Below are 25132 nucleotides of genomic sequence, written 5' to 3'. Positions count from 1 at the left end.
ATCAACTTACTAAACTACTTTTCTTAGTCAACGTTATAAGTAAGGGTTTTCAATTAAACGAGAACTTTTTCTTCGACAAACTTATTGGTTAGCGTACCAAGCTTCTCGATTTCAACAGTGACTACGTCACCAGGTTGAATGTATACTCTCTCTTCTTGCGGAAGTCCGAGAACGACGCCTTCTGGTGTTCCTGTTAAAATCAGATCCCCTGGCACTAGAGTCATATGTTTAGAAATATAGCTCACAATTTCTGCACATGAGAAAATCATATCCGATGTGTTTGAATTTTGTCTAAGTTCACCATTCACATAGGTTTTAAGTGAAAGATCGTTTGGATTTCCAACTTCATCCGATGTGACAAGGTAGGGACCCGCTGGGCTAAAGCCATCGCAAGATTTCCCGAGAAGCCACTGTGGCGTTCTCATTTGTAAGTCTCGTGCGGACAAATCATTGACAGCGCAATATCCAAATACATGGGAAAGGGCTTCTTCCTCTGAAACATTTTTCGTTTCCTTGCCAATTACAATACCAAGCTCAACTTCATAATCCAATTCATTTGTAACACCCGGAATTTCGATTTCTGCATTATGACCAGTCAGAGTGTTGTCAAATTTGTTAAAAAGAATTGGAACTTCTGGGTATGGTGCATTTGTCTCATCAGCATGTTTCTTGTAATTCAAACCAACACAGATAATTTTGTGTGGTCGTGTAACACATGGGCCCCAGGTTACTTCATCTTCGTTGACCACTGTGGCCTGCCCGTTATGTACAGCTTGTTTAATCTGTTCTTCGAATTGTTTGAGCTCGTCTGATGGCATGCTAATCACAGTCATGATATCTTCAGGCACTTCATTCCAGTTATTCTGTTCAGCTGTCTTTGCGACATCAATTAGAGAATTGTTTAATTTAACAGCCAGTCGTTCTTGCTGGTTGTATAGATACGTTCCTAATTTCATTTCAAACCCTCCAGTTATGCATTTTTTCCAAATACAACTCCACCATCGATATATAGCGGTGCACCCATCATAAACGAAGATTCATCAGAAGCTAGAAACAGTGCTGCTTTTGCAACATCATCCGGACGTCCAAGATTACCGCTTAGCTGCCTCTTTTTAATCCCTTCAATAGCCTCTTCAGGATCATCGTAGGAGTTTTTTAGGTAGTTCTCTACAAAAGGCGTCAAGATTGTCCCTGGGAGTAGAGCATTTACCCGAATATTGTATGGAGCGTAGTCGACCTGCATAGATTTCGTCAATGACAGGACAGCTCCTTTAGTTGTTGCATAAACAGCTCTGAGCTTCAGTCCAATTTCCGCGATACAAGAAGACATGTTAATGATTGCTCCTTCATTTCTCTCGATCATGTGCGGTATGACATACTTGCTAGTCATGTAGACTCCCTTAATGTTAACGTTTACAACTTTGTCCCAGAGTTCTTCACTCGTTTCATGTAACATGCCAACTCCTGAGATTCCAGCGTTATTGAAGAGAACATCAATCTTCCCTGTTCGGCTGATAATTTCCTCAACCATTCGCTGAACCTCATCCGCTTTTGTCACATCAGCTTGAATGAAGATTGCTTCCCCACCATTGTTCTTTATAAGCTCTAGCGTCTCCAAACCGCCTTCTTCAGAATAATCATTTACAACAACCAGAGCACCTTCTTTAGCGAAGAGCTGGGCAGTTTCTCTTCCAATACCAGACCCTGCTCCAGTAATCAAAGCTACTTTTCCTTGAAGTCTCATCTAACCACTCCTTTATCTATATTTTGAGTTTTACTGTATCCTGCCTTTAGTGAAATCCTGTCGGCCAGATCCAGAATCTCCTGCTCCACCTGCTTTTGTTTCCGTTCCCAGTTCACCGGAAGCATCGTGACACTTATTGCTGCGATAATTTCTCCCATATTGTTTCTGATTGGAACGCTGATACAAGTGAAACCCTCAACAGCCTCTTGATATTCCCTAATATATCCATTTTCCTCGAGGGATTCGATTTGATCCCAAAGCTCATCCAAGGCCTGGATTGTATATGGGGTCTTAGCTTCCATCTTCTTCCCAGCATATAACTCTTGAAGTTCATGATAATCATACTTGGAAAGCAGTACCTTTCCCATTGCAGTTGCATGGGCAGGATATCTCATACCCGGACCTGATACAACTTGTATTGGAGAGTACCCTTCTTTCTTGGCGACATAGAGAATATCTGTTCCGTCAAGAACTGAAAGTTGCACAGTTTCGCCTAGTTTTGACACTGTAATTTCTGACTCAATCAAAAATGTATCAACAAAATCAAACTGGCTAACATACAACGTACTAAATAATCCGAATCTCATGCCCAACGAATAGGTATCATCCCTATCCTTTTTGACCCACCCCAGGGTCTCCAAGGTGTTCAACATAGAAAAAAGTGAGCTCTTGTTCATATCCAATTCCTTGGACAAATCTATTAATCTATACTTGTTTGGACGATACGCAATCAGGTCGAGAACTTTATCTGCTCGCTCTAAAGCTGGAACCCAATATTTCTTTTCCAATCTAGTACCCCCTTTTTTTGGTTTTCTATAATAAACCTGATTTGGTATCCAAAACCAATTTATCACTATTATTTAAAATAGTCAAATTATTTATTTTATTTCTGACAATTAAGCGAATCTTGCATTTTAGGGTCACGGGGACAGTCCCTTGTCCTACCATATTTTTATTTGTACGAGGGACCTGTCCCTCTGTCCCAGAAATAAGTTACAATAAATCTATAGTTTTGAGTCGAAATTAGAAAGGAGATTAGAGATGATAAATGAACAGCTAATAGCTAAATCAGAACTTTTTCGGGCTCTTCATAAGGGGAAGAAAACCATGATTCTGCCGAATGCATGGGATGTAATTAGTGCAAAAATGTTCGAGGAATGTGGATGTAAGGCAATTGGGACAACGAGCGCAGGGGTTGCAATGTCACTGGGGTATCCTGATGGACAAGAGATACCATTTGAGACTATGTTAAGTGTGATCAAGAATATGGTTAATGCTGTTGATGTACCTGTGAGTGCCGACATTGAATCAGGTTTTGGTAAAACGACCAAGGAAATTTTACATACAATAGAACAGCTAATATCCGCGGGAGTGGTTGGCATTAATTTTGAGGATGGGACTGGTGACATTAACTCTCCGATTTATGATCCAATACTACAGCAGGAAAAGATTGCTGCCATACGAGAGTACTGTGATTCAATTGGGTTTCCGTTGTTTATCAATGCACGCACGGATATTTTTTGGCTGAATATAGGCGAACCAGAATCTCGTATTGACGAAGCCATTCACCGTGTAAAGTTATATGAAGAAGCTGGTGCAGATTGTGTCTTCGTTCCCGCTTTGAAAGATGTTGACGAAATCCAGAAGCTCCGAAGTGCGGTCAAGTGTCCAATTAATCTATTAGCAGTTCCTGGGCTTCCTTCGATAGACGAGCTATCAGAAATAGGAATTGAAAGAGTAAGTACTGGTTCAAGTCCATTCCGAGCTAGTACCTCCCTCTTGAAACAGATCGGCGACGAAATCGTTAACCAACGCACATTTAGCAAAATGACATACAATGTTCTTTCTTACGGTGAGGTATCTGGTTTGGTGAAATAATGGGTCGAGACAGGTCCCAAGACCCATTAAACCTTCACTGGGACAAGGGACCTGTCCCTCCGACCCTATTTTAGAATATCAATTTCTTGGTATAACAGTTCAACTTACATGACCCTTCACCTTACAAAAGTAATTCAAACAAACGATTGATTGAATTGATAGTTTTACACCATTATTGAGCTAGAACGTTAAACAAACGTTTGTTTGAAATCGACAAATCCAAAAAAAGCCCGATTAGTACAGATTATTACTAATCGGGCTTTTGATATTTCATTATAATTTTACTTTCAACCCTATTCCACGAAGGTTAAGTTATTCCATTCGACAAACTTCGGGGCGTCACTGTTGTGACACCACCTCCAATTGGTTTGCGTACTTCTCCTCGATCATGCCGATAAATGGTTCGACTAGGGTTGGGTCGAATTGACTTCCTGAGCATTTTCTTAGTTCTTCAATAGCTTCGGTAAAGGTTTTTGTCTTTTGGTATGGGCGTTCTGTTGTCATCGCGTCAAAGGAATCGCACACACATAGTATGCGAGCCAATTTCGGAATTTTTTCACTTTGTAAACCATGCGGATATCCTTTTCCATCGAAACGTTCGTGATGCAGCTCGACTAACGGAATCAAGGGCTCCAATTTTTTATTGGTCGAGATAATTTCTTTCCCCCAGGTTACGTGTTTCTTCATCATTTCCCATTCATGAGGTTCGAGTTTTCCTTTTTTATTGATAATATCACGAGGTATTTCAAGTTTCCCGATGTCGTGAATAAGGGCTCCTAATATTAACGTCTTCTTTTCAGATTCACTTAAATCTAGTCTACTACTGAAATCAACCGCATATTGGAACACGCGTTTACTATGACGATAGGTATACACATCTTTCGATAGGAAGATCTTTAGCTGTTGTTCAGCTTCTTTTAACTCATGATCGAGATTAATCGCATTTTGAGCGAAGTATTGAGAATTCTCATCAAATACCTGAACAATGTTTTTTCCCTGTGCCTTCGCATAATACATCGCTTGGTCGGCTTTATTCAATAGTTCGGATGCGTCATACATCCCTTTTTCCCACTCTACAACGCCTGCTGAAAAAGATAAGCAGCTATATGGAAGTGCCTCTACACCTTTAAAATAGCTGTTATTGACTTTTTTTCGCAATGAATTGACGAAAGCCAATCCGTCGTCCACCGTTGTGTTCGGCATGACAATCGAAAATTCTTCCCCACCGTATCGCCCAACGATATAGTCATGGGAATTCGCTTCTTCTTCTAAGATCGAACCAAAAAATGTAAGTAAATGGTCGCCCTGAATATGACCATACAAATCATTATATTTTTTAAAATCATCTATATCTAAAAGCGCTATGCTTACAGGTGTTCCATTTTCCCTAGCACTTGATATTTCATCATCAAATAATTCTTTAAAATAGCCATGATTATTTAAACCTGTTAAGAAATCCTTATTTGCCTTATCTGAAATCTCTTGATAAAGCTTAAAGTGCTGATGAAATGCTCCAGATAACAGTAAAGCAATACATACGAATAAAAAGAGTCCAAATACACCTTCTGCTTTTAGCAAGATTCCGAGAATCAAGGGCAGTAACAGAGTCGTAAAATAACTAATCACAAACGTTTTATCAGAGGTGACCCCTTTAATGACGTTCTCAATACTACCACTACCATAAAGAAAGAAATAAGAAATAATAAAGAGCATATTGCAAATAAAATAAGTACAGAGAGATAAAATATATGGCAGTAAATGATGTGTATCGATTTCCCCAAAAGAACCCCCAGCAAAAATAAGTGAAAAATAGGAGGCAATAATCATAATCGTGTACATCGAGAAATTAAATAAATGCTTCCACCAGGCAGTTTTCCGTTGAACAAAAACATAAACCATACTGGATAATGCCAATACAAAAAGGGTTATGTCTAGACCATACATAAACAAACTAGCAAGATAAATAGAAGAATCGAGTGAAAGTGAATTATCCTTCGGTGGGATAGGAATTACGTGATAATTTAAAAGGGTAATAGAACCGACTAGTACAAATATAATCACCCAATCTGAGAGGGTAATATTTTTATAATCATAGAAATAGAGGAATGAAAAAACTCCGACTAGAACGGTTATACCCGTATATATATATAATGGTTTAAAGTTAATTTTCATTTTTTATCATCTCTCAGGTTAAAAGGTAGAGGAGGAACGTTGGATAGCCAACATACCTCCTTGGTTAGTGTATTAGATTAGTTTCCAACCAGATGTAAAAGCAAGTACTACAGATCCAAGGATAATTGCGTTTAATAGAATACGAGATACTTTTGTTTTCATGATTTCACCTCCTTCAATGAAGAGGACTCACCTTCTAGCGACGTATCTCTATTTTTATGCACCATTAGATATTGGATAAATTGGAAGGCGCCAATATTCATCACAACATCACCAATACTAATGATTTGAGAACGTGGATAAGGATCAGTTAACGGAATAATATCACCTAAAAACCCTAATCTACTGCTCTCTGTCAGGAGAGTGTGCTTGGCATAAAGCTCATTTTTTAATGTATCTATGTAATGTGGATCTAGCAAAGTTGCAGCAGACTCTAACACTGGCATTCTTCCACCATTCAAAGCCATGACAAGAAAGTTTAGAAATGTCCCGATTAAAATAAGAGTAAATCCTGAATGGTGGCGGTTCACCCAAAGAAACGCCATCCCAATCACATAAACAAACATATAAATATAGCCGCTAAGGAATCCTAGCATTTCATACTTATTTTGCATAAAATAGACCGAGAGCTGAAGAAGAACAAGAATCGGAAAAATCCAACCGTATTTCAACTGCAAATCAGCTAATCCACGCAAACTACCTTTTCGAAAAAAACCTACAATCACCGCAATGAGAATTCCATCAAAAACCATCGTTTTTACCCACCATTTTATTAGAATTAAGATTTCATAAGCCATACTTTCCTACTACTTAAAAGGAAAAGTCTACATATTTCACCAATATACTACAAATTATATCAGAAAGTTTCAACGTTTACGGGAAAAATTTGATGAAATTGGGGCGCGGGTGGGCTGCAGGTGTAGGAGTGTGGGTTGGTGTTGGTCTAGAGGCTGGGGCGCGGCGTAGCCCTTGGGCTGGGGCGCAGGGACAGGTCCCTTGTCCCACGGCCTGGTGGCATACCTTAATCAAGCAGGCAGTCCATCGCCTATCAAATTTCCATTTAATCTTTTCTTATTCTTTTCAGAATAAAAATGTTTAAATAACGCATCCTAATAAAAAATTTTAGGGTGGTTATGTTGATAGCGAACTTTTTTCGAATTGCAAATGCAGTTGTGTTATGGGCAATTGTTATATACTTTCTCCCAAAACAATCGTTTAAAAGATTTTTGCCTGTTACTTTATTTTGTTCTTGTATTTTGTTAATACAAACACTCTTGAATCCAATTTTCAAATGGTGGAAGGTTAAAGGAGGTACCAAATACATGGTATTTGATGCTTTAGCCTTTATATTCGGGCCTTTTTTCACCATTAATTTGTGGGTGTTTCATTTTACTTATGGTAAGTTCTCGTTATATGCATTATGTAATTTAATCATGGATTTAATTTTTGCCTTTCCCTTGAGTGCACTCTTTCAAAAAATCGGTCATTATAAACTAAAAATGTTTAATTCTAGAATAATCTTTCTTATTTCCTACTCACTTTCACTATTGAATTATGCTTTTCAGAAATTCATCGAAAGAAATAACTCAAAATTAACTAACCCTGAATCCAGTAGATAACTGGATCTTTTTGTATGGCCTTCATCTAATGTTGCTATGTTGGGCAAATTTCTTAATAGATGGCAGCATTGATATACCCCCTTTCTGTATCAGCTTTGAACCCATTACCTACCTTAAAACAATACTTCCCAAAATCACTTTAACAACCAGTCGTGCCCTAAATTTAATACATGTAATAAAGGAATAAACCTGGTTGTGTTGAATGAATACTACAAGCGCAACTCGATTTTAGATGTAGGGGGAATTCTGTGTGCATATTGAACAATTGGAGTTTATTGTGTCTGTCGCAACAACCCTATCCTTTTCAAAAACAGCGGAAAAACTATTTGTCTCGCAATCGGCTATAAGTCAATCCATTAAAAAGTTGGAAGAGGAGTTGGGTTTCGAGATATTTCACCGTACTCGTTATGGTGTAATCCCTACAGAGAAAGGGATAGAAATGATTGTTCATGCTGAAGAGGTATTAAAACAATGGGAACAATTAAAAAAGAAGGTAATTGAATTAAGTGATACTGACCAAGATGACATCAACATTGGAGTAATTTCAGGTTTGCATTTACCATTCCTTCCTTCTATTATTTCGCAATTAAAAAAGGAATATCCCCATCAGACGATTAACATTATAGAAAAGAGTTCCGTGGATATTACAGAGGCTGTAATCAATAAAGAACTTCATATTGGTGTAATTGCTGTCTATGAAAATACATTAAAGAAAAAAGATAAAATTCATTTGGAATATTTAACTGACATTGATATGTTTGTTTTTACTCATAAGGATTCGGCGCTTACTGCATATGATTGCGTCTCCTATGACCAATTAACAAATCAAACCTTCATCATGTTCAATGGTGAATTTTTAACTTGGTACTTCAACAATTTTGTCAATGAGAATGGAGCTGTTGATCTACTGTTTTCGTCAAATAATACAGAAACCATAAGAGAAGCCATTCGCGAGGGTATTGGCATTACCATCGATACTCAGGTTGATCTGATTAATAATCCATATATCGATAAAGGGGAAATTGTGCCGATTCCATTAGCAGATACAATAGCCGGCGAAAGTTATTTAGGTTTCGTACGAGTAAAAAGGGCAAATAATCCACCTGTTGTTAAAGAGTTTATTAAACTATTTAAACATCATCTGCAAAACACGTTAGATCAAGGGCTGGCCAATGCTAAGGAGCATGAAAAAAGCCGGTTATCCTAAAGAAACCGGCTTTACCTTTGTACTATTCACCAGTATTTTCAAAAAGCAGTTTTTCCCTTTCCTCTTTGCTAATTTTACTATGGTGAACATTTTTGAAATAGACAACAAGAATGGTAATAATGATTATCCCTAAAACACTTAATTCAGGTAAAGTTAACCCACCTAAAGGATTTAATGGCGTATATAAAAACAAGAAGAAAATCAGTGAAACAATAGCTAATACTCCCACAAATCGGCCATACGCCACATAGTATGGACGATTTAGGTTAGGTGCCTTCTGTCTTAAAATCAAGAAGGATAGAACAACAAGCAACCATGCACAAATCATCATAAAGCCAGAAATATTCACGATATTTATAAAAATCATCTGGCTAGTTCCCAGAAAAGCAGCTAGGCTGCTCAGCGCAAATAAAAACAAAATGGCTTTCATTGGAGTTCGATTCTTAACATGCAGTTCCGAAAAGCCTTTCGGAATATATTTAGCTCTTCCTAGAGCAAATAGGACCCGGCTACCCGCAAGATACGCAGCATTCCAAGTAGTTAACATTCCTATTAGGGAGGCGATTGCTACAAAAACCATAGCCACCTTTGATCCATTAAATAACTGGCTAAGAGATTCCAAGACTACAATTGAAGCAGTTTCTCTAGTACCTATATCCGCTGCAAAAGACGTACCAATAATAATCAAAATGTAAAATAAAGCACTTGCCCAGACGGTTATTACCACAAGCTTGCCAATAAGTTTAGGATTAACATTGGCCTCTTCTGCTGCCTGTGCGACTACATTAAATCCTGACATAAACCCAGGAACTAGCAGTAAGGTTAAGGAAAGACCCGATAAAGAAGTGAAGAATGGTTTAGCATTCGATACTTCACCTAAGCTTACACCCACCACTACATAAAAGACAGCCGCAAATAATAAAACCGCTACTGTAATCGTTTGAAATACTTTTGAAAATTCAATTCCCTTTATATTCAGATAAGCAAAGAAAAAATTAATAAGGATGGAAAGCACGATATAGGAAACATACACGGTTTCCCCGCCAATGGTGTAAATAGCACCAATTTTCGGCAACGGGAATCCTAGTGCTTCCAAAATCACCGGTAGCATAATCGTTTCTACAACGAGTAAAGTAAGAAAGCTATAGCCAACACACGCACCAGCAATGAAGGCCCACCGATCACCCAATCCCTTATAAGTATAAACGATATCTCCACCAGCCCTTGGCATGGAGGAGGCAAGCTCTGCATAGGCGAGTCCGACAAACGAGCAGAGGATTCCGCCAATCAGGAAAGCCAGAACTCCCCCAAAGCTACCGGCAGTGGTTGACCACACACCTGCATAAATAACCCAAGACCAACCAATAACAGCCCCAACGCCTATCGTTAATAAATCCCACTTTGAGAGTGCCTTCTTTAGTTGTGTATTTTGGTTTGAAGCGATGGTTACAGTAGTATCATTTCTTTCTAATTTCATCCCAACAACTCCTCAGGTCATAGAATAAATGGTAATTCAAAAAAACGTTTTATGCGGAACTCTATCAGACTGCTCACGTACCTATTACTTAGACATGATTGGCGATTCTTCTTCAATGCCCAACTTAAATAATTTGTTAGCATTCTTCCAGTAAAACTTTTCTCGTACTTCCTTTTTTAGTGGCCAGTCTTCCACCTCCTTGAGATACTCCTTAATCGGCATTCCAATCGTCAGCCAATCTGCGGCAAAGACAATTTGGTCCTGGATTAAGCTATTTGCATAGTGCATAAACATATCCCAGCCTGTATTTGGCTCTGCAATATATTTTGGTCGGAAGGCAGAAGTATCTACATATAGATTCTTATATTTTAATAGCATCGCCATCATATCTGGTATCCACGGCCAACCTCCGTGTCCAGCAATAATTTTTAAATTTTTAAAATCCATTAATGGTGCCTCTAAGTTAGAAGGATGATCGATATACACAGAGGTTTCTTTATAATAATTGATGGATGAATGAATCCATATAGGAATTCCCAGTTCATCACAAAGGGCATAAAGCGGATAATATTTTCGGTCATCAGCCTTTACTCCATGCTCGTATGGTGGCAACACGACTCCCTTAAATCCCTGCTCCGTAATTGCCTTTCGTACCACTTTTAAACTTTCAGTCCCTTTATGAGGATTAAAGCCGGCAAAACCAATAAAGCGATTCGGGTACTGCTTTAGAATAGTAGCAATATAGTCATGATCTGCCGGAGGTTCAGAACCATCCCGGCCATAATCCATATTATGAATGGCATGATAGACAATATTAGACTCTTGTAACATACTTAAAAAGTTTTCCATAGAATAATGTTCTTTTAATACGCCATACAACTCATCCATGACATCCTTTGATGATTGTCTCTCTAGTTTTCTATTAAATTCATCCTTTGACCAACCGACAAGTTGTGCCCAACGAGGACTAAACAGTTTTACATAGTTCTCGTTTTTTGTGTTCGATTCCGATCCTTCCATAAAAGCAAACTCCGGTAACGTATTGGAACAATCAATGATCATTCATATTCCTCCTCACATGATAGGGTCATTATTGTTACTTAGTAATTCTTCTCAAAAAGAGGTGTTTTGGTCATCGCCTTCTCTAAAGAACCCGGTTCACACCAAATGATCTCTGGGGTTACTCTCGCCTCCGTATGGAGAGCATTTTTCATCCTTTGCTCTAAATCCTGCAAATAGCGATGATCAACATGATATCCATATTCAACTTTCACCTTCAAAGGTGGGACTACTCTTGGCGGAGGAGTATCCAGCACAATTCGGATTTCTCCGGTAACATCTGGGGCAAATTTCGCAATTACCTTTTTAATGGATGCTGGATAGACGTTTGCTCCTTTGATGATCAACATGTCATCGGAACGACCCACTACTCTTATCCGCTTACCCTTAAATCCACATCCCGGACATTCTTTTGTAAATATTTGCACCACATCGCCACTCGCATAGCGGACTCTTGGTAGGGCTTTTAAATTGATCTCGGTATCAATAACCTCCCCAATCACTCCATCCGTCACTTCGATTGGCTTTTTGGTTTCTGGATCAACCAAATCAATCGGAAAAAGACCGAAATCGGGAGCAACGCAATGGATCCCATAATATTCATCGGAATCACAGGAAAAGCCTAATTCTCCTAAATAATCATACACTCTACAACCGTAAGCGTTTTCAATTTTCTTCTTAACCTCTGGTATTCCGATTCCTAACTCTCCGACAGTGAATAATGCCGACAAACCTAATTCACCGACACTCTTCCCTATGATTTCTGGAGCCTTATCAATTAAGTATTCAGCAAGTGACGGGGTCATCATGGCAGCACTTGGTTTTGTCATTTCTGTGTATTTTAAAATCATCTGGCTACCTGCTCGAACATCCACATCAATCGGCAAAACACCATGGGACCTGATTCCCCACAAAATGGATGAGGTTGCATAAATACCTAACGAATGGCTGAAGAGTAATCGATCACCAGGATATACTCCCCCGTACTCCAACATATGGGCAATATACCGATTTAAAAAATCCAAATCTTCCTTCGTAAAAGTATACGTAAATGTTGGGTTTCCAGAGGTCCCGCTTGTAGTTCCAGTGAATTCAATTTCGTCTGGTGAACAGCATAAATGAGTTCCAAAAGGATGACCATATCGTTCCCTAGATTCCTTTTGATTTTCCCTCTCTATCGTTTTGTTCATAAATACCGGTAACTGACGAAACTCCTCAATCGTTTTAATGTCCTCTGGAAATACACCGATTTGATTAAACTTGTTTCGATAGAATTCCGAATTGCGATAAATGTATCGTAATTGTTTTTTTAGTAAGTTCTCTTGGTATACATAGATTTCCTCCTCAGACACAGAGCGGAAAAGTGGATTAGTATACGTGACCTTTTTTGTTTTACTCTCAGTAATGTTCACATGTGTACCTCCTTTGGCGGTTTAGTGCATAGATCATAATTGTCACCAGCACCTCATTTTAAATTATTCAGAATATTTATAATTTAAATTCTAAACTCAAACAAGCTTAATGTAAAATTAATGAAAGTAATGCAGGTATAAGGGTTACTTATATTTGGATTTCAGCATACGAAGTTGCTATAGGAGAAGAGAAACAAGTTGTTACACTTTCAACAAACTTTTGGGTGTCACTGTGTCCGTCATTTATATGCTATTATTCATTTAATAAATACAAGCTTAGAGGTTAAGCTAAGTAAGGTCTTTTTTGTTTAAAAATAGAAATGAAAGATAATTTTTTTAAGATTGGAGAGAAGAAAATATTTATGGCTTACAATGAAGAGTCTTCAAATGTTGAATTAATTATAGCAAACGCCTTAAAGTTACCAGGTGTCAAAGTAAACCGAAAAAAATTCCTGGTCGAGAAATTCGGAGATAAGTTAAGCTCGGATAAAATAGCTACCTTGATTGATAAAGGCCCACTAGAAGCAGGAATCAGTACTGACAAAATATACAGAATGGCAAGCTCCCACATAGATAAGAGAACCTTACAAAGTTCTAGTGCATCATTTGTCGCTGAACTACCTGGTGGTGCGACAGTATTCGCTACAATTCCTGCGGATACCCTTCAATTTTTCGGAGTAACGTTACGTTTATCACAAGAACTTGCTTACCTGTTTGGATATGAGGATTTTTGGGAAGATGAGGAAATTGACTTAGAACGGGTAAGATCTGAATTAATTTTATTCCTAGGTGTTATGTTTGGTGTAGGGGGTGCAGCTGCGACCTTAAAAGTTATATCTTCCAAAATGGCTCAGCAGGCATTAAAAAAACTTCCTCGAAAAGCTTTAACCAAGACACTTATCTATCCAAGTGTTAAAAAAATTGCTACATTAATAGGGGCTAAGATGACAAAAGATACATTTGCAAGAGGTGTATCCAAGATCATTCCTGTTGTTGGAGGGGTAGTATCTGGTGGTCTAACCTATACCTCAATGAAGAAAATGGGAAAACGATTAAGAGATACTATGTATGAAACGTTAGACTACTCAAGACAGGATTTTCAACAAGATATGAATGATATTAAGAAGGAAATGCCTGACGTCATAGATGCGGAATTCGAGGAGCTGGAAGACCAAATTGAAGACGAATTTGAGGATAATCAACCCAAAGTTAGCGACTAACCTTTACCTATATTTTCGTTACAAATGCCACTCTAGCAAAAAAGCGAAGAATCCTCTCTGCATGAAATGAGCCTTGATTAGTAAAATGTAGTCTTACATAGAGACGAGGGTGGCTGAAACGGATGCACTTCTACTTGTTAAACGATAAACTTCAGGGCGTCACTGTGACGATTCAGGGGGTTGGGACAGAGGGATCTGTCCCTCTGTCCCACTATTTTTGTTCCAAGACTTTAATAAATTCTCTCATGTAATCTGGTAGGTCTGGTGGGCGGCGGCTTGAGACAAGATGGCCATCGGTGACAACAGGTTCGTCATACCAAATTGCACCCGCGTTTTCCATGTCATCCTTAATTCCTGGAGTACTCGTCACTTTTTTACCTTCTAGGATCTTAGCTGAAATTAATACCCAGCCTGCATGACAAATTTGTCCGATCGGCTTTTCGGCATCGTTCATTTGCTGTAGCATCGATAATACTTCAGGAAACCTACGAATTTTATCTGGTGCCCATCCTCCCGGCACTAAAATGGCATCGTAATCTTCTGCTTTTATATCACCATATGCAAATTCGGAAACGGCAGGGACACCGTACTTCCCTATATATTTCTGATTCGCTTCTTCACCAACAAGGTCAACAATAGCACCTTCTTCTCTAAGCCTCATAACTGGGTACCATAGCTCTAGATCTTCAAAGTCGTGATGAACAAGACCGATAATCTTTTTTCCATTTAAACGCATTACATTATCATCCTTTCATTTATTGTTTTATTAATAGTAACATTTCCTAGAGTGTTCTTAAACAGCTGGTTGATTGGATATGGGTCGTATGTTATTATGCTTGATCTCTTCTTGTTTATTTTTGATGATGGTCATTTCTTCAACATAACGTTGAAATACTTCATTTTATTTGATTTTTAGGTAGATTCAATCAACAAATTTAATGTGAGATTAATAGATTAAAACTCATAATACTTGAGTATAATAAATACTAGATTACTAAAATGAGGTGGGTAATATGTCTGAGCATTGGAAAATAACTGACATTGAAGATAAACTTCAAAAACTAGAAGAAGAAGTAATAACTTACGCTAACGTAAAGAAAGGTAAAATTAAACCCAATTGCAGAAGACTACGTCAACGGATCCCGTTTGAGGGCTCTGTTAATCTTGAAAAGGAAAAAAAAATAGAAGAACATAAAACAAAGTTAGCCAATCATAATGAATTGTTTTATTTCGCCCCTGCTCAAACAGCAGTAGCCCTAACAATCGAGGCTATCGAACTGTGGAATGAGGGTAATGAAGAAGTGGCGATTGCAAAGCAGAAGAAAGCAATTGAACACTTTGACCACCTTGACTTTCATTTCAATCTCGGAAAAATGTATCTTGAATCAGGGATAGATTACGAGGAAGGAATCTACTATTTACTTACTTATTTTGTCGATCAATCATATGGAGATTATTATAAATCAAAATTAACTGACCTTCTTCATATAGATATGGAGGATAACATCTATTTTGGACACTTTGATAACGGTAGTAAAAAAATAAACTTTGAGATTGAAAATAACGAAATTACTTACAATAATGATGCGGACGTTTTTCACATTGGAATTCCGTTAACCTTCAAAATCCCTATTTCTTTAGACCTTGAAAAAAGGGACAAGGAAATAATCAAAATGAGAGATTACTGGTATATTACACATTTATATCATCCCGAGATGCAAGATACTCTAACGTTCGAGATAAAAATCCACGAGAATCAGTCAAAACCTTTTATAGAGGAATTTTATAGTAGTGTACTTGAACTATCAAAGGATAGAAAGCTAGAGGAATTAGCCTACTTTGATCGATTGAAGCATCAACTTTATATGTATAACCTGAAGAAACAATACTACCATCAAGGAGTATTTGGAGAACCTTTTGAGGTAGCATATCCGCAAAATACCTCATTACTTTCCATCCTACTAATTGATATACCGACTCACCACAAGGAAGAGTTTTTCGACCTTTTTAAAAGCTTTGCACTGGAACATCTGTATACAGTTGATAATGAAGATGAACTGGATAAAAATGACATAAGAAGTAAGGAAGAAGCTGATGAGGCACTATTCGCAGAGTATCAAGTACACCAGGAAAGAACAGACGAATATATCCATTTTGTCAATCAAGCAGAATACTTTGCCACACTAACCGTTTTACTTGATAACCTAAAAAAAGAACGGGTAGATCCTTATCATGAAAAAAATGAAGCTCTATTTCTAGAATCAAAACAGAAATATCTCTCCCATTTAGGTGATTTATTTAGTGATATACAACACGAGGAAACACAACAGGATAAAAACAACCGAAAAGTACACCGACCAAAGGTTTCACAGGAGGATAAACTTCAAGAGAAGATTGATGAAGTCTTAAATCTGGTGAATTCGGAAAGAGTACGGGAGGCATTAAAAACATCTCTACATGAAGCTAGACAATCCATCAGTACCCCTCGTTTGGCAATAGGTGCAATGCGATTCACTCTTGAGGTATTGATGCAAGAATGTTGCCTAGGGATGGGAAAAAGCATTAAAGAAGGGCATAGAAACAAAAGTTTATTTTTACTCGTAACTGAGACAAAGGACCTCATAAAAGATAAGACCATCAATACCCTTATTTATAAAATTAGGACTGGTGGAAATACAGCACTACATTATGATGCTCTTATAGGTCTCATCTCTTTTTCAAAAGAAGAGGTAGAGCAACACCTACATTGGCTACTTCAAATCATCGAATTTTATGTAAGAAAAACAAGGTTATAGGACGAGGAGACAGAGTCTCTCGTCTTTTTTTGTCCAAATATTTACCAAAGGGATACAGTTGTACGTGGTACAGCCCCTTAGGCAAAAAAATGACTGTTTGATGGACGGCTGACGAAGTCAAAGGAAGATAGTAATTTGGTCAATGAACCTGTCAATCTGTCCTAATTATTCTAGAATAGTAATTCAACTGATTTCACCACTATAACAGCAGTTCTTATCCACCCAAAAACTCGTCCAATCAAGCGTTTGTTTGAAATTGAAATGGCCTGGTAATGTAGCGTTAGACCGCTAATCAAACGTTTGTTTGAAATAAAATTTTGCGATTAGTACAGGTTGAAGTAAATTAATAGTACCGTAATATTTCCTTTTTCTTTATGATGGTTCTGGGACGCGGAACCTGTCAATCTGTCCCATTAAAACACTGTCGTTTACTGTTGATATAATGTTTAAATGTATATTGTAAGGTGGAAAGAAAATGATTCTTAAATATTGGCATTTTCTTATGATGAGATATTACGCCCTTTTAACAAGGGACTCCAGGGATCCAATACTTATTGAAAAATTGTTAAATAAGCTTGAATACTATAGTAACGAATATAATAAAGTAAGATCATTGTACAATCGATAAGGAGGATAAATAATTGCAACGGATGAAAAAATGGATATTGCCGGCGGTTTTGTTTACGATTATTGCTGCTGTTTTTTTGGTTTCTAGCCCTTTCCTTCAGCAGAATAAAGGAACACAATCTGAACCAAAACTCGTTTCCAATATGATTAAAAGAGAGCCTCCAGTAAAGAAAATCAGAACCATTGATATAAACGAGAATCAGATATTTCAAGGAGACTTACTATTAGCCAATAATACCTACCCGATTAAACAAACGAGTATAAAAGAAGATATTGTTTCGTTATCTGCTATAGCGGAACTAGGGAAACAATTCGGGACAAGTATAGATTCTATTTCTATATCAAAAGAGGCGGGACTACAATTCTCAAAGATGATGGTGGCTGCGAAAAAGGATGGGCTGCTTCACTTTTCGATGAATAGTGGGTTTCGTGATTTTGAAGAACAAGCAAAACTCTATAAAGAGATGGGATCTAGTTACGCCTTGCCACCTGGGTATAGTGAACACAATCTAGGATTATCACTAGATGTTGGTTCGACCCTGATGAAAATGGAAAATGCCCCTGAAGGAAAATGGATGGCAGAAAATGCTTGGGAATACGGGTTTATCCTCCGGTATCCAAAGGACAAAACAGATATAACCGGAATTGAATACGAACCTTGGCACTTTCGCTATGTAGGTTTGCCCCATAGTGCGTTTATGAAGGAAAAGAATTTCGTGCTGGAGGAATACATAGACTATCTGAAAAAGGAAAAGACCGTGAAGACAACTGTTGACGGTCAAGACTATTACATCTCCTACCACCCTGTTTCAGAAACTCTCGAAATGGTAGAACCCATCTTTTCTCAATATGAGGTTTCTGGGAATAACGTGGATGGAGTGATTGTGACAAGATATCAGTAGTGTTCCTAGGAATCTTCGTGAAACGAGCCGAATAATAAAAAAAGAAATACTGTTAGTAAAAATATAATCGCTTCAAAAGGACAAAAAGCTATCTAGAAAAAAGACACAAAAGTCCTGCAGCAATTGAATACAAGACTTTTGTGTCTATTAACCTAGAATGTCTTATTTTAAATATTCTTCAACATTATCTTGTGTCACAAGTTCAAATGGGATAAACACTTCTTTTTCAACATCCTCACCGTTGATGACTTTAAGTGCAGTTTCAATAGATCCATTTCCTTGACCAATTGCATTTTGGAATACAGTTGCATCAAGTCTACCGTCTTTTACAGCTTGAAGAGCATCAGGAATAGCGTCAACACCTACTAAAACGATATCATCTTTTACGCCTTCATTTTCAAGTGTCAAAAGAGCTCCCATGGCCATTTCATCGTTTTGAGCGAATACACCATTGATTTTACCCTTGTGTGCTTGTAACCAGTTCTGCATAAGGTCTAGTGCTTCATTTCTATCCCAGTTAGCTGTTTGTTGATCTATTAATGTGATCTCAGGGTAGTCTTCTAGAATTGCCTGCGCCCCCTCTGTTCTCTTAATCTCAGAAGATTGTCCTGGATACCCTTGCATCATTACAATATTACCTTTATTTCCGATTTTCTCTGCAATATAGTTAATTGCAATTTCTGCAGATTCTTCATCACGTGAACCAACAAATGCATCGGGTTCAGCAGTTGTTACAGAATTTAAGTTAATGATTGGAATACCAGCTTCTTTTGCTTTCTCTACTGCAGGGGATGAAGCATCAGTTTCAATTGGTTGAAGAATAATTGCATCTACTTTTTGTGCAATAAAGTTTTCAATTTGTTGAACCTGTTTGTTGGCGTTACTTTCTCCATCATTTACAATTACTTTAACTCCTAATTCTTTGGCACCATCTTCAACACCTTTTGCTAATTGGGCTGTGTATTCAGTTGCCATATTATTCATACTTACACCAATGACAATTTCATCTTCACCGTTAGAACTTGAGTTAGAACATGCTGCTGTAAATACAACCATAAGTAAACTTAATAATCCTAAGCATAATTTTTTCATTTTTTTGTCCCCCTAAGATTTAGTTTCGTTTGATCTTCTATCAAGAAGAAGTGCACCGATAATAATTCCACCCTTAATGATAGATTGCCAATATGATGAAACACCTAACAAGTCAAGTCCATTGTTGATAACACCAATGATTAATGCACCAATTATGGTACCAGTAATCTTCCCTGCACCACCAGAAAGGCTAGTACCACCTATAACTGCTGCAGCAATTGCATCTAATTCATAGCCAACTCCAATGTTTGGTTGCCCTGTATTGATTCTAGCTGCTTGGATAATACCAGCTAGTCCTGCTAATCCACCACAAATAATGTACACATACATTTTTATCTTATTTACACTAATACCTGACGCTCTTGCAGCCTCTTCATTACCTCCTACTGCATATATATAACGTCCGAACACCGTCTTATTCAGAACGAACATCGCTATAAGAAAAACTACAATTACTATAACAATAGGAATTGGTATACCTAGGAAACTCCCATTTCCTATATGATTAAAGGATGGAGAGAGATTTGATACCGGTCTACCATCGCTGATTACCAATGCTCCACCTCGAGTGATTGTCATCATCCCTAATGTAACGATGAATGACGCTAAGCGCCCCTTTGTAACTGTAAGTCCGTTTATGAATCCAATTGCTAATCCAGCAGCAATACCGAATGAAATAGATGCAATCAAAGGTTGCCCTGAACTTGAAGATAATGCAGCTAGTACTCCGGTTAAAGCCACATAAGATCCTAACCCTAAGTCAATACCAGCTATTAAAATAACAAATGTAACACCGATTGCTAAAATGGCATTAATTGATACTTGGTTTAGGATATTTGTAACATTACTTTGTGTAAGAAATACAGGTGACATAATGGCAAAAACTGTACATAATATTACAAACGCCAATAATAGACCGTATTTTCTAAAAAGCTCTCCTATATCAATATTTTTTTTAGGTGTATCCTGAACAACTTGAGTAATTGGTTCCACCATAGTATTTACCCCCTTTTCTATTATTTTCTTCCAAATGCTAATGCCATGATTTTTTCTTCGCTAACTTCTTTTCTAGATAGCTCACCGGTTTGTCTTCCTTCATGTAAGACCAGAACCCTATCACTTAATCCCAATATTTCTGGTAATTCAGAGGAGACAACAATTATTGCTTTTCCCGCTTGTGCGAGTTGATCTATTAATCTATAAATTTCTGACTTTGCCCCTATATCTATTCCTCTAGTTGGTTCGTCAAGGATTAAAATATCTGGATTACTTAACAGGGCCTTTCCTATTACAATTTTTTGCTGATTCCCTCCACTAAGGTTTTTTGCTTTTTGTTCTCTTGAAGGTGTTTTTATTCTTAACTCAGAGATAACCTTATCAGAAATTTCCCGCTCTTCTTTTCTCGATATAACGAAGGATTTTGAACATAGGTTTAAATTAGGTAGAAGAAGATTTTCTTTAATAGACATCCCCAAAACTAGTCCTAATGTCTTTCTATCTTCACTTACAAGTCCTATTCCTTGATTAATAGCATCTCTTGTCTCTTTTATTATTGTTTTTTTGTTTTGTACGAAAATCTCACCACTATCATAGCTTTCCAATCCAAATATACTGCTTACTAACTCAGTTCTCCCTGATCCCATTAATCCTGAAATTCCAAGAATTTCACCTTTTCGAAGCTCAAACGTAATATTTTCAAACACACCTTGTTTCGTGAGACCTTTCACCGATAGAACTGTTTCTCCCACAACTGGATTTCTTTTTGGGAACAGGTCGGTAAGTTGCCGCCCTACCATCATACGAATCATTTCATTTTGATCTGCAACTTTAATAGAGCATGTTCCAACATAAGTGCCATCACGTAAAACGGTAAACTCATCTGCAATTTTATAAATTTCATCCATTTTGTGAGAAATATAGATGATAGCAACACCTTTAGACTTTAATTCATTAATAATTTCAAATAGGTTCTCTACTTCTCTATCAGAGATTGCAGAAGTGGGTTCATCCATAATAATAACGTCTGATTTATACGAAATGGCTTTAGCTATTTCAATCATTTGTCTTTGAGATACACTGATATCTTTCATTAGTTTATTAGGATTTAACTTCAAATTTACGTGTTTTAATAGCTCTTCGGTTTTTTTAGCTAGAGATTTTTTGTCAACGATTCCGAAAGGTTTCTTTCGAGGTTCATTTCCTAGAAAGAGATTTTCCGCCACTGTCATATAAGGAACATAGGTTAATTCTTGATGGATCATTGAGATACCGGATGAGAGTGCACTTCGTATATTCGAATGAACAATTCTTTTACCTTTAAAATGAATTTCACCTTCATAGTCCGTGTAGAGTCCAATAAGGATTTTCATTAAGGTCGATTTGCCTGCACCATTCTCACCCATCAACGCATGAACGGTTCCTTTTTTAATTTTTAAATTTACATTGTCTAGCGCTTTTACACCAGGGAAACTCTTTGATATATTTCTCATCTCCAAGATTATTTCATTCCCACTCACAAACAACCCTCCTTTAATAAACAAGGATTTAACAATGAAATCCTTTTCATTTATTATTAAAGTTTTATTTATCCATTCATTATTTCGATCGAGTTTTGATACTTTGAGAACTCAGCAATATGTTGTTCTTTACAATGTATAAAAGGTTTTTGAGCTAGTAAAGCAGCTCCTAATGCAGTAGATTCGACCTCATGTATAATGGTTAAATCTTTTTCTAACGCAGTGGCCTTCATCTCTTTCCATAGTTCAACTTTTGTTGGGTGACCAGCAACAATTACTTTTTCGTAATGCTCACCATTTAAATCACTCAAGACCTGAGAAACCTCTTTTGATTTCCATGCTAAGCCTTCCATGATTGCATGAAGCAATACTGCACGGTTTGTCGAATATGACATCCCTTGAAGACTTTCTTGCTTTAAGTCTTCACTTAAGTGAAACAAAACACCTTCACTTCCAACCGGAACCTGACTTATTTCTTCATAGATTGTATTTTCATCAACATTCTTATATAGGAGTTGCCTCCATTGTTTAAACACATGACCAGAAGGTAGGGATGACATGATATAGTAACTTTTGTCATCTACAAAACAACCTTGATCAATTGGATAAGAAATAGTACTTGTATTAATTGGATCCTCTGTAAGTACTAAATGTGCTTCTGATGTCCCTGCTGATATAAATAGGTCACCCTTTTTTCGAACTCCGCTAGCAAATGCTGCGCATAGATGGTCATGGGCACCTGACACCAATGCCATTGTATTTGGTAATCCTAATTCTTGTGAAATGTCTTTTTTAATCGTACCTACCACACTCCCTGAAGGGACTAGTGGTGGTAACATTGTGTATTCTAATTCAGCAGCCTCCATTACACTGTGGTTCCAACTTCTAGTGAAAATGTCAAACACCCCTGTTCTAGATGCGTGTGACCAGTCCATCACATAGTTCCCACACAGACTACCTACTATATAACTTCCCATATCAACTACACTCACACTTTTTTCAAGATCGGTTGGTCTGTATTTTTTCATCCAAAGCAATTTAAATATAGAGAAACTACTATCTACTTTATTCCCATTAAATAAGGGTAAGGTTTCTTCAGTTAGAAATTCTTCTGCTTCTTCTTTCCCTCTATTGTCGTACCATACCAAAGAGTTCCCAATGGGTTCTTTATCTTTATCTAATAAGACAATTTCTTCCCCGAAGCTTGCAACTGATAGGGATACAACATCTGATGCATCCCCGATATCAACTACAACCTTTTTTAAAAGCCTATATATACAATCTCGTATAGCTGAAGGATCATGAGCAAAGCCATCAAACTGATCTTTCATGACAGGAGTTTTTTCAATTCGTTTTGCAATCAATTTATTCGATTCTTCATCGAACACGATTGCTTTTATATGTGTCGTGCCTATATCAACTCCTATATATTTCAATCTTCTACACTCCCCACAAAGTTCGTTTCATATTTACAACGTAGTTGATTCTAATCCATAAGAAGTAATTAGCTTATTTAAATCTTCTTCCGTTGCATTTAAAAGCTCGTTTTCTCTTTCATAGAAATAAGTAGCTGTTTGAGAAACCATTTCATCTAATATTACTGGGTCTGGGCTGCCATGCATTGCTTCATACGGATTACCACCTAGTCCTAGTGGTTCTGCAGAACAGAACGCTTTTGGATTGTTATAGCCAATAACATATAAAGCCATTTGAATGATATCTAAATCCATTAAGCCTGTTCCTAAGGCACGTCTGTTAGTATCTGCTAGGTGAAGATTAGTTAGAATATCACCATATTCAACTAAAGCTGCTCCGATATGCTCTTCACCAACTAACATGTGGAAGATGTCACCAGCAATATGGGTTACACCAGGGTGGTTAATCATGTCAATCAACTTTTTTGCATCAGCAAATGTATGGCAAAAGCTTACTTCCTCAGGGCGAACAGGTTCAATAGCTCCGCGGACACCACTCTCTATAAAATAATCACCGAGTATCCCAATTGTTTCGGCAGCTCTTAAGTATTCATTATCATCGTATTTCTTTGGTCTACCAACTGCGCCCGGTGCAAAAAGGATATAAGTTCCTCCAAGCTCCTGACATAGGTCAATATTTCTTCTAAAATAATCGATTGCTCGTTGTCTCACTAGTGGGCTATTACTTGCAAATTCAGAATCGGGAAATACCATTCCGCAAACTCCTGACACTTGAATTCCATAGCTATCCAGAACTTTTTTAGTTTCGTCAGTCTTATATCCTAAGTCTTTACCATAGCGGTTTCCATGAAGTTCAATAAATTTCACATTATTTCTAGCAAGTCTTTCTGCAGATACTTCTAATGGCTCCGTTCCGAATCCCCAGTTACTCCATGATAGATTTAATCTTTGTGATGGTTTTTTAAAGCTTTGTTCCTTTCTAATCTCAATAAACTTCTTAATAACCTCTACATTCTTTCGTTGGAAGTTTTGTAATTTCATTTAAATTCCCCTCTCATTAGTATGTTCATATTGATACTCTGGATAAACTATTTACAGCTTTACCTACACAACCACATAACTCCATTTTTTCTATTGCTAATTTTTTTACGGTTTCCTTTGCAGGAATCATGTAACGTCTAGGATCAAGCTCATATGGATTTTCATTAAAAAATTGTTTAATAGACTCAGAGAAAGCATTTTTGATTTCTGTTGCTACATTCATCTTTGCCATACCTAATGAAATACACTTTTCAACTTGTTCATGCGGTATACCTGATCCACCGTGCAGTACTAGGGGAACATCCACAAGATTTGCTATCTCTTTGATTCTATTAAAGTCAATATTTGGTTCCCCTTTATAAATTCCATGAGCTGTACCAATTGCAGGAGCCAAGGTTGAAACATTTGTTAATTTTACAAATGCTTTACACTCTGATGGATCAGCTAAGAGTGCGTCTGCTTCTTCTACGACGATATCATCTTCAACTCCGCCTACTTTTCCTAACTCAGCTTCTATATTTACACCAAGCGCACTAGCAACTTCAACAACCTGTCTTGTTCTTCTTACATTTTCATCAAATGAATACATTGATGCATCAATCATGACGGAGGTATACCCCGCAGCCATGCACTTAACAATTAAGTCAAAGTCTTGGCAATGGTCAAGATGTAAGGCAATTGGAACAGTAGCATTCGCTGCAGCAGCTTTTGCTGCGGATGCAATAAAATCAACTCCTAAGTGCTTAACCGTCCCTACAGTAGTTTGAAGTATTAAAGGAGACTTAACTTCTTCTGCTGCTTCCACTACTGCCTGTAGCATTTCTAGAGTATGTACATTAAAAGCTACAATCGCATAACCATTTTCTCTAGCCTCTTTTAATATAGGGGTCGATGATACTAATCCCATATGTATCTCACCTTCCATTATCGATATT

The 25132-nt window shown here is 37.4% G+C and carries 20 protein-coding genes; 5 read left to right on the top strand and 15 right to left on the bottom strand.

Annotation, left to right across the window (positions count from 1 at the left end; translation table 11 throughout):
* Window positions 1-53 precede the first annotated feature (53 nt).
* Genes CKK03_RS03415 through CKK03_RS03405 form a run of 3 tightly spaced genes read right to left on the bottom strand, consistent with a single transcriptional unit; the run spans window position 54 to window position 2532 of the window.
* Entirely contained in the window at window positions 54-956 is a 903-nt protein-coding gene (locus CKK03_RS03415) for a fumarylacetoacetate hydrolase family protein (RefSeq protein WP_099361229.1), read from the bottom strand.
* A 14-nt stretch (window positions 957-970) separates the two neighbouring features.
* Entirely contained in the window at window positions 971-1744 is a 774-nt protein-coding gene (locus CKK03_RS03410; protein ID WP_099361228.1) for an SDR family NAD(P)-dependent oxidoreductase, read from the bottom strand.
* Window positions 1741-2532, bottom strand: coding sequence for an IclR family transcriptional regulator (locus tag CKK03_RS03405; protein ID WP_099361227.1), 792 nt, complete (start codon window positions 2530-2532; stop codon window positions 1741-1743). Before CKK03_RS03405 ends, CKK03_RS03410 begins: the two co-directional genes overlap by 4 nt.
* Before the next feature lie 253 nt (window positions 2533-2785).
* Here CKK03_RS03405 and CKK03_RS03400 point away from each other — a divergent pair, with 253 nt between their 5' ends.
* Complete coding sequence (locus CKK03_RS03400; protein WP_099361226.1) at window positions 2786-3622, top strand: isocitrate lyase/PEP mutase family protein; 837 nt, start codon at window positions 2786-2788, stop codon at window positions 3620-3622.
* Window positions 3623-3961: 339 nt separating this feature from the next.
* Here the strand turns inward: CKK03_RS03400 and CKK03_RS03395 are convergent, their stop codons facing one another.
* Together CKK03_RS03395 and CKK03_RS03390 are read right to left on the bottom strand one after the other, a co-directional pair.
* Window positions 3962-5794, bottom strand: a complete 1833-nt coding sequence (locus CKK03_RS03395; protein ID WP_099361225.1) for a diguanylate cyclase — start codon at window positions 5792-5794, stop codon at window positions 3962-3964.
* Window positions 5795-5952: 158 nt separating this feature from the next.
* Window positions 5953-6546 carry a DUF5317 domain-containing protein gene (locus CKK03_RS03390; RefSeq protein WP_099361224.1) on the bottom strand — a complete coding sequence of 198 codons (594 nt, stop codon included), beginning with the start codon at window positions 6544-6546 and terminating at the stop codon, window positions 5953-5955.
* Window positions 6547-7663: 1117 nt separating this feature from the next.
* Between CKK03_RS03390 and CKK03_RS03375 the strand changes: the two genes are divergently transcribed.
* Window positions 7664-8620 (top strand): LysR family transcriptional regulator, encoded by a 957-nt coding sequence (locus tag CKK03_RS03375; protein ID WP_099361221.1) that lies wholly within the window; start codon window positions 7664-7666, stop codon window positions 8618-8620.
* Between the two features lie 22 nt (window positions 8621-8642).
* Here CKK03_RS03375 and CKK03_RS03370 read toward each other — a convergent pair whose 3' ends face one another.
* The 3 genes from CKK03_RS03370 to CKK03_RS03360 form a co-directional block, all read right to left on the bottom strand.
* The gene (locus CKK03_RS03370; RefSeq protein ID WP_099361220.1) at window positions 8643-10097 is read right to left on the bottom strand and encodes an APC family permease; all 1455 of its coding nucleotides are present in this window, start codon (window positions 10095-10097) and stop codon (window positions 8643-8645) included.
* Window positions 10098-10181: 84 nt separating this feature from the next.
* Entirely contained in the window at window positions 10182-11159 is a 978-nt protein-coding gene (locus CKK03_RS03365) for an amidohydrolase family protein (protein WP_099361219.1), read from the bottom strand.
* A 38-nt stretch (window positions 11160-11197) separates the two neighbouring features.
* Window positions 11198-12568 carry a phenylacetate--CoA ligase family protein gene (locus CKK03_RS03360; protein ID WP_245863984.1) on the bottom strand — a complete coding sequence of 457 codons (1371 nt, stop codon included), beginning with the start codon at window positions 12566-12568 and terminating at the stop codon, window positions 11198-11200.
* A 362-nt stretch (window positions 12569-12930) separates the two neighbouring features.
* Here CKK03_RS03360 and CKK03_RS03355 point away from each other — a divergent pair, with 362 nt between their 5' ends.
* On the top strand, window positions 12931-13788 hold the full coding sequence (locus CKK03_RS03355; RefSeq protein ID WP_099361218.1) for a bacteriochlorophyll 4-vinyl reductase: 858 nt from the start codon (window positions 12931-12933) through the stop codon (window positions 13786-13788).
* A 211-nt stretch (window positions 13789-13999) separates the two neighbouring features.
* Here CKK03_RS03355 and CKK03_RS03350 read toward each other — a convergent pair whose 3' ends face one another.
* Window positions 14000-14524 (bottom strand): type 1 glutamine amidotransferase domain-containing protein, encoded by a 525-nt coding sequence (locus CKK03_RS03350; protein WP_099361217.1) that lies wholly within the window; start codon window positions 14522-14524, stop codon window positions 14000-14002.
* A gap of 277 nt (window positions 14525-14801) precedes the next feature.
* On the opposite strand from CKK03_RS03350, the gene CKK03_RS03345 reads away from it, so the two are divergent.
* On the top strand, window positions 14802-16583 hold the full coding sequence (locus tag CKK03_RS03345) for a hypothetical protein (protein ID WP_099361216.1): 1782 nt from the start codon (window positions 14802-14804) through the stop codon (window positions 16581-16583).
* A gap of 650 nt (window positions 16584-17233) precedes the next feature.
* On the top strand, window positions 17234-18112 hold the full coding sequence (locus CKK03_RS03340) for a M15 family metallopeptidase (RefSeq protein WP_099361788.1): 879 nt from the start codon (window positions 17234-17236) through the stop codon (window positions 18110-18112).
* 162 nt (window positions 18113-18274) lie between these two features.
* On the opposite strand, the gene CKK03_RS03335 is transcribed toward CKK03_RS03340, so the two are convergent.
* From CKK03_RS03335 to CKK03_RS03310, 6 genes are all read right to left on the bottom strand, one after another.
* Complete coding sequence (locus CKK03_RS03335; protein ID WP_099361215.1) at window positions 18275-19204, bottom strand: sugar ABC transporter substrate-binding protein; 930 nt, start codon at window positions 19202-19204, stop codon at window positions 18275-18277.
* A 12-nt stretch (window positions 19205-19216) separates the two neighbouring features.
* Window positions 19217-20200: an ABC transporter permease gene (locus CKK03_RS03330; RefSeq protein WP_099361214.1), complete on the bottom strand. Its 984-nt coding sequence runs from the start codon at window positions 20198-20200 to the stop codon at window positions 19217-19219.
* Between the two features lie 20 nt (window positions 20201-20220).
* Window positions 20221-21720, bottom strand: coding sequence for a sugar ABC transporter ATP-binding protein (locus tag CKK03_RS03325; protein WP_342744891.1), 1500 nt, complete (start codon window positions 21718-21720; stop codon window positions 20221-20223).
* A gap of 68 nt (window positions 21721-21788) precedes the next feature.
* The gene (locus CKK03_RS03320) at window positions 21789-23156 is read right to left on the bottom strand and encodes an FGGY-family carbohydrate kinase (protein ID WP_099361213.1); all 1368 of its coding nucleotides are present in this window, start codon (window positions 23154-23156) and stop codon (window positions 21789-21791) included.
* Between the two features lie 33 nt (window positions 23157-23189).
* Window positions 23190-24197, bottom strand: coding sequence for a sugar phosphate isomerase/epimerase family protein (locus tag CKK03_RS03315; RefSeq protein WP_099361212.1), 1008 nt, complete (start codon window positions 24195-24197; stop codon window positions 23190-23192).
* A gap of 25 nt (window positions 24198-24222) precedes the next feature.
* A complete protein-coding gene (locus tag CKK03_RS03310; protein ID WP_099361211.1) occupies window positions 24223-25104 on the bottom strand; it encodes a class II fructose-bisphosphate aldolase in 882 nt (293 codons plus the stop codon).
* Between the last annotated feature and the right edge of the window lie 28 nt (window positions 25105-25132).

The organism is Fredinandcohnia onubensis (assembly GCF_002734215.1).
In the GTDB taxonomy this organism is placed as follows: Bacteria; Bacillota; Bacilli; order Bacillales; family Bacillaceae_L; genus Ferdinandcohnia; species Ferdinandcohnia onubensis.
The sequence above is the reverse complement of the archived record's forward strand: the minus strand, read 5'-3'. Positions and strand labels throughout refer to the sequence as shown.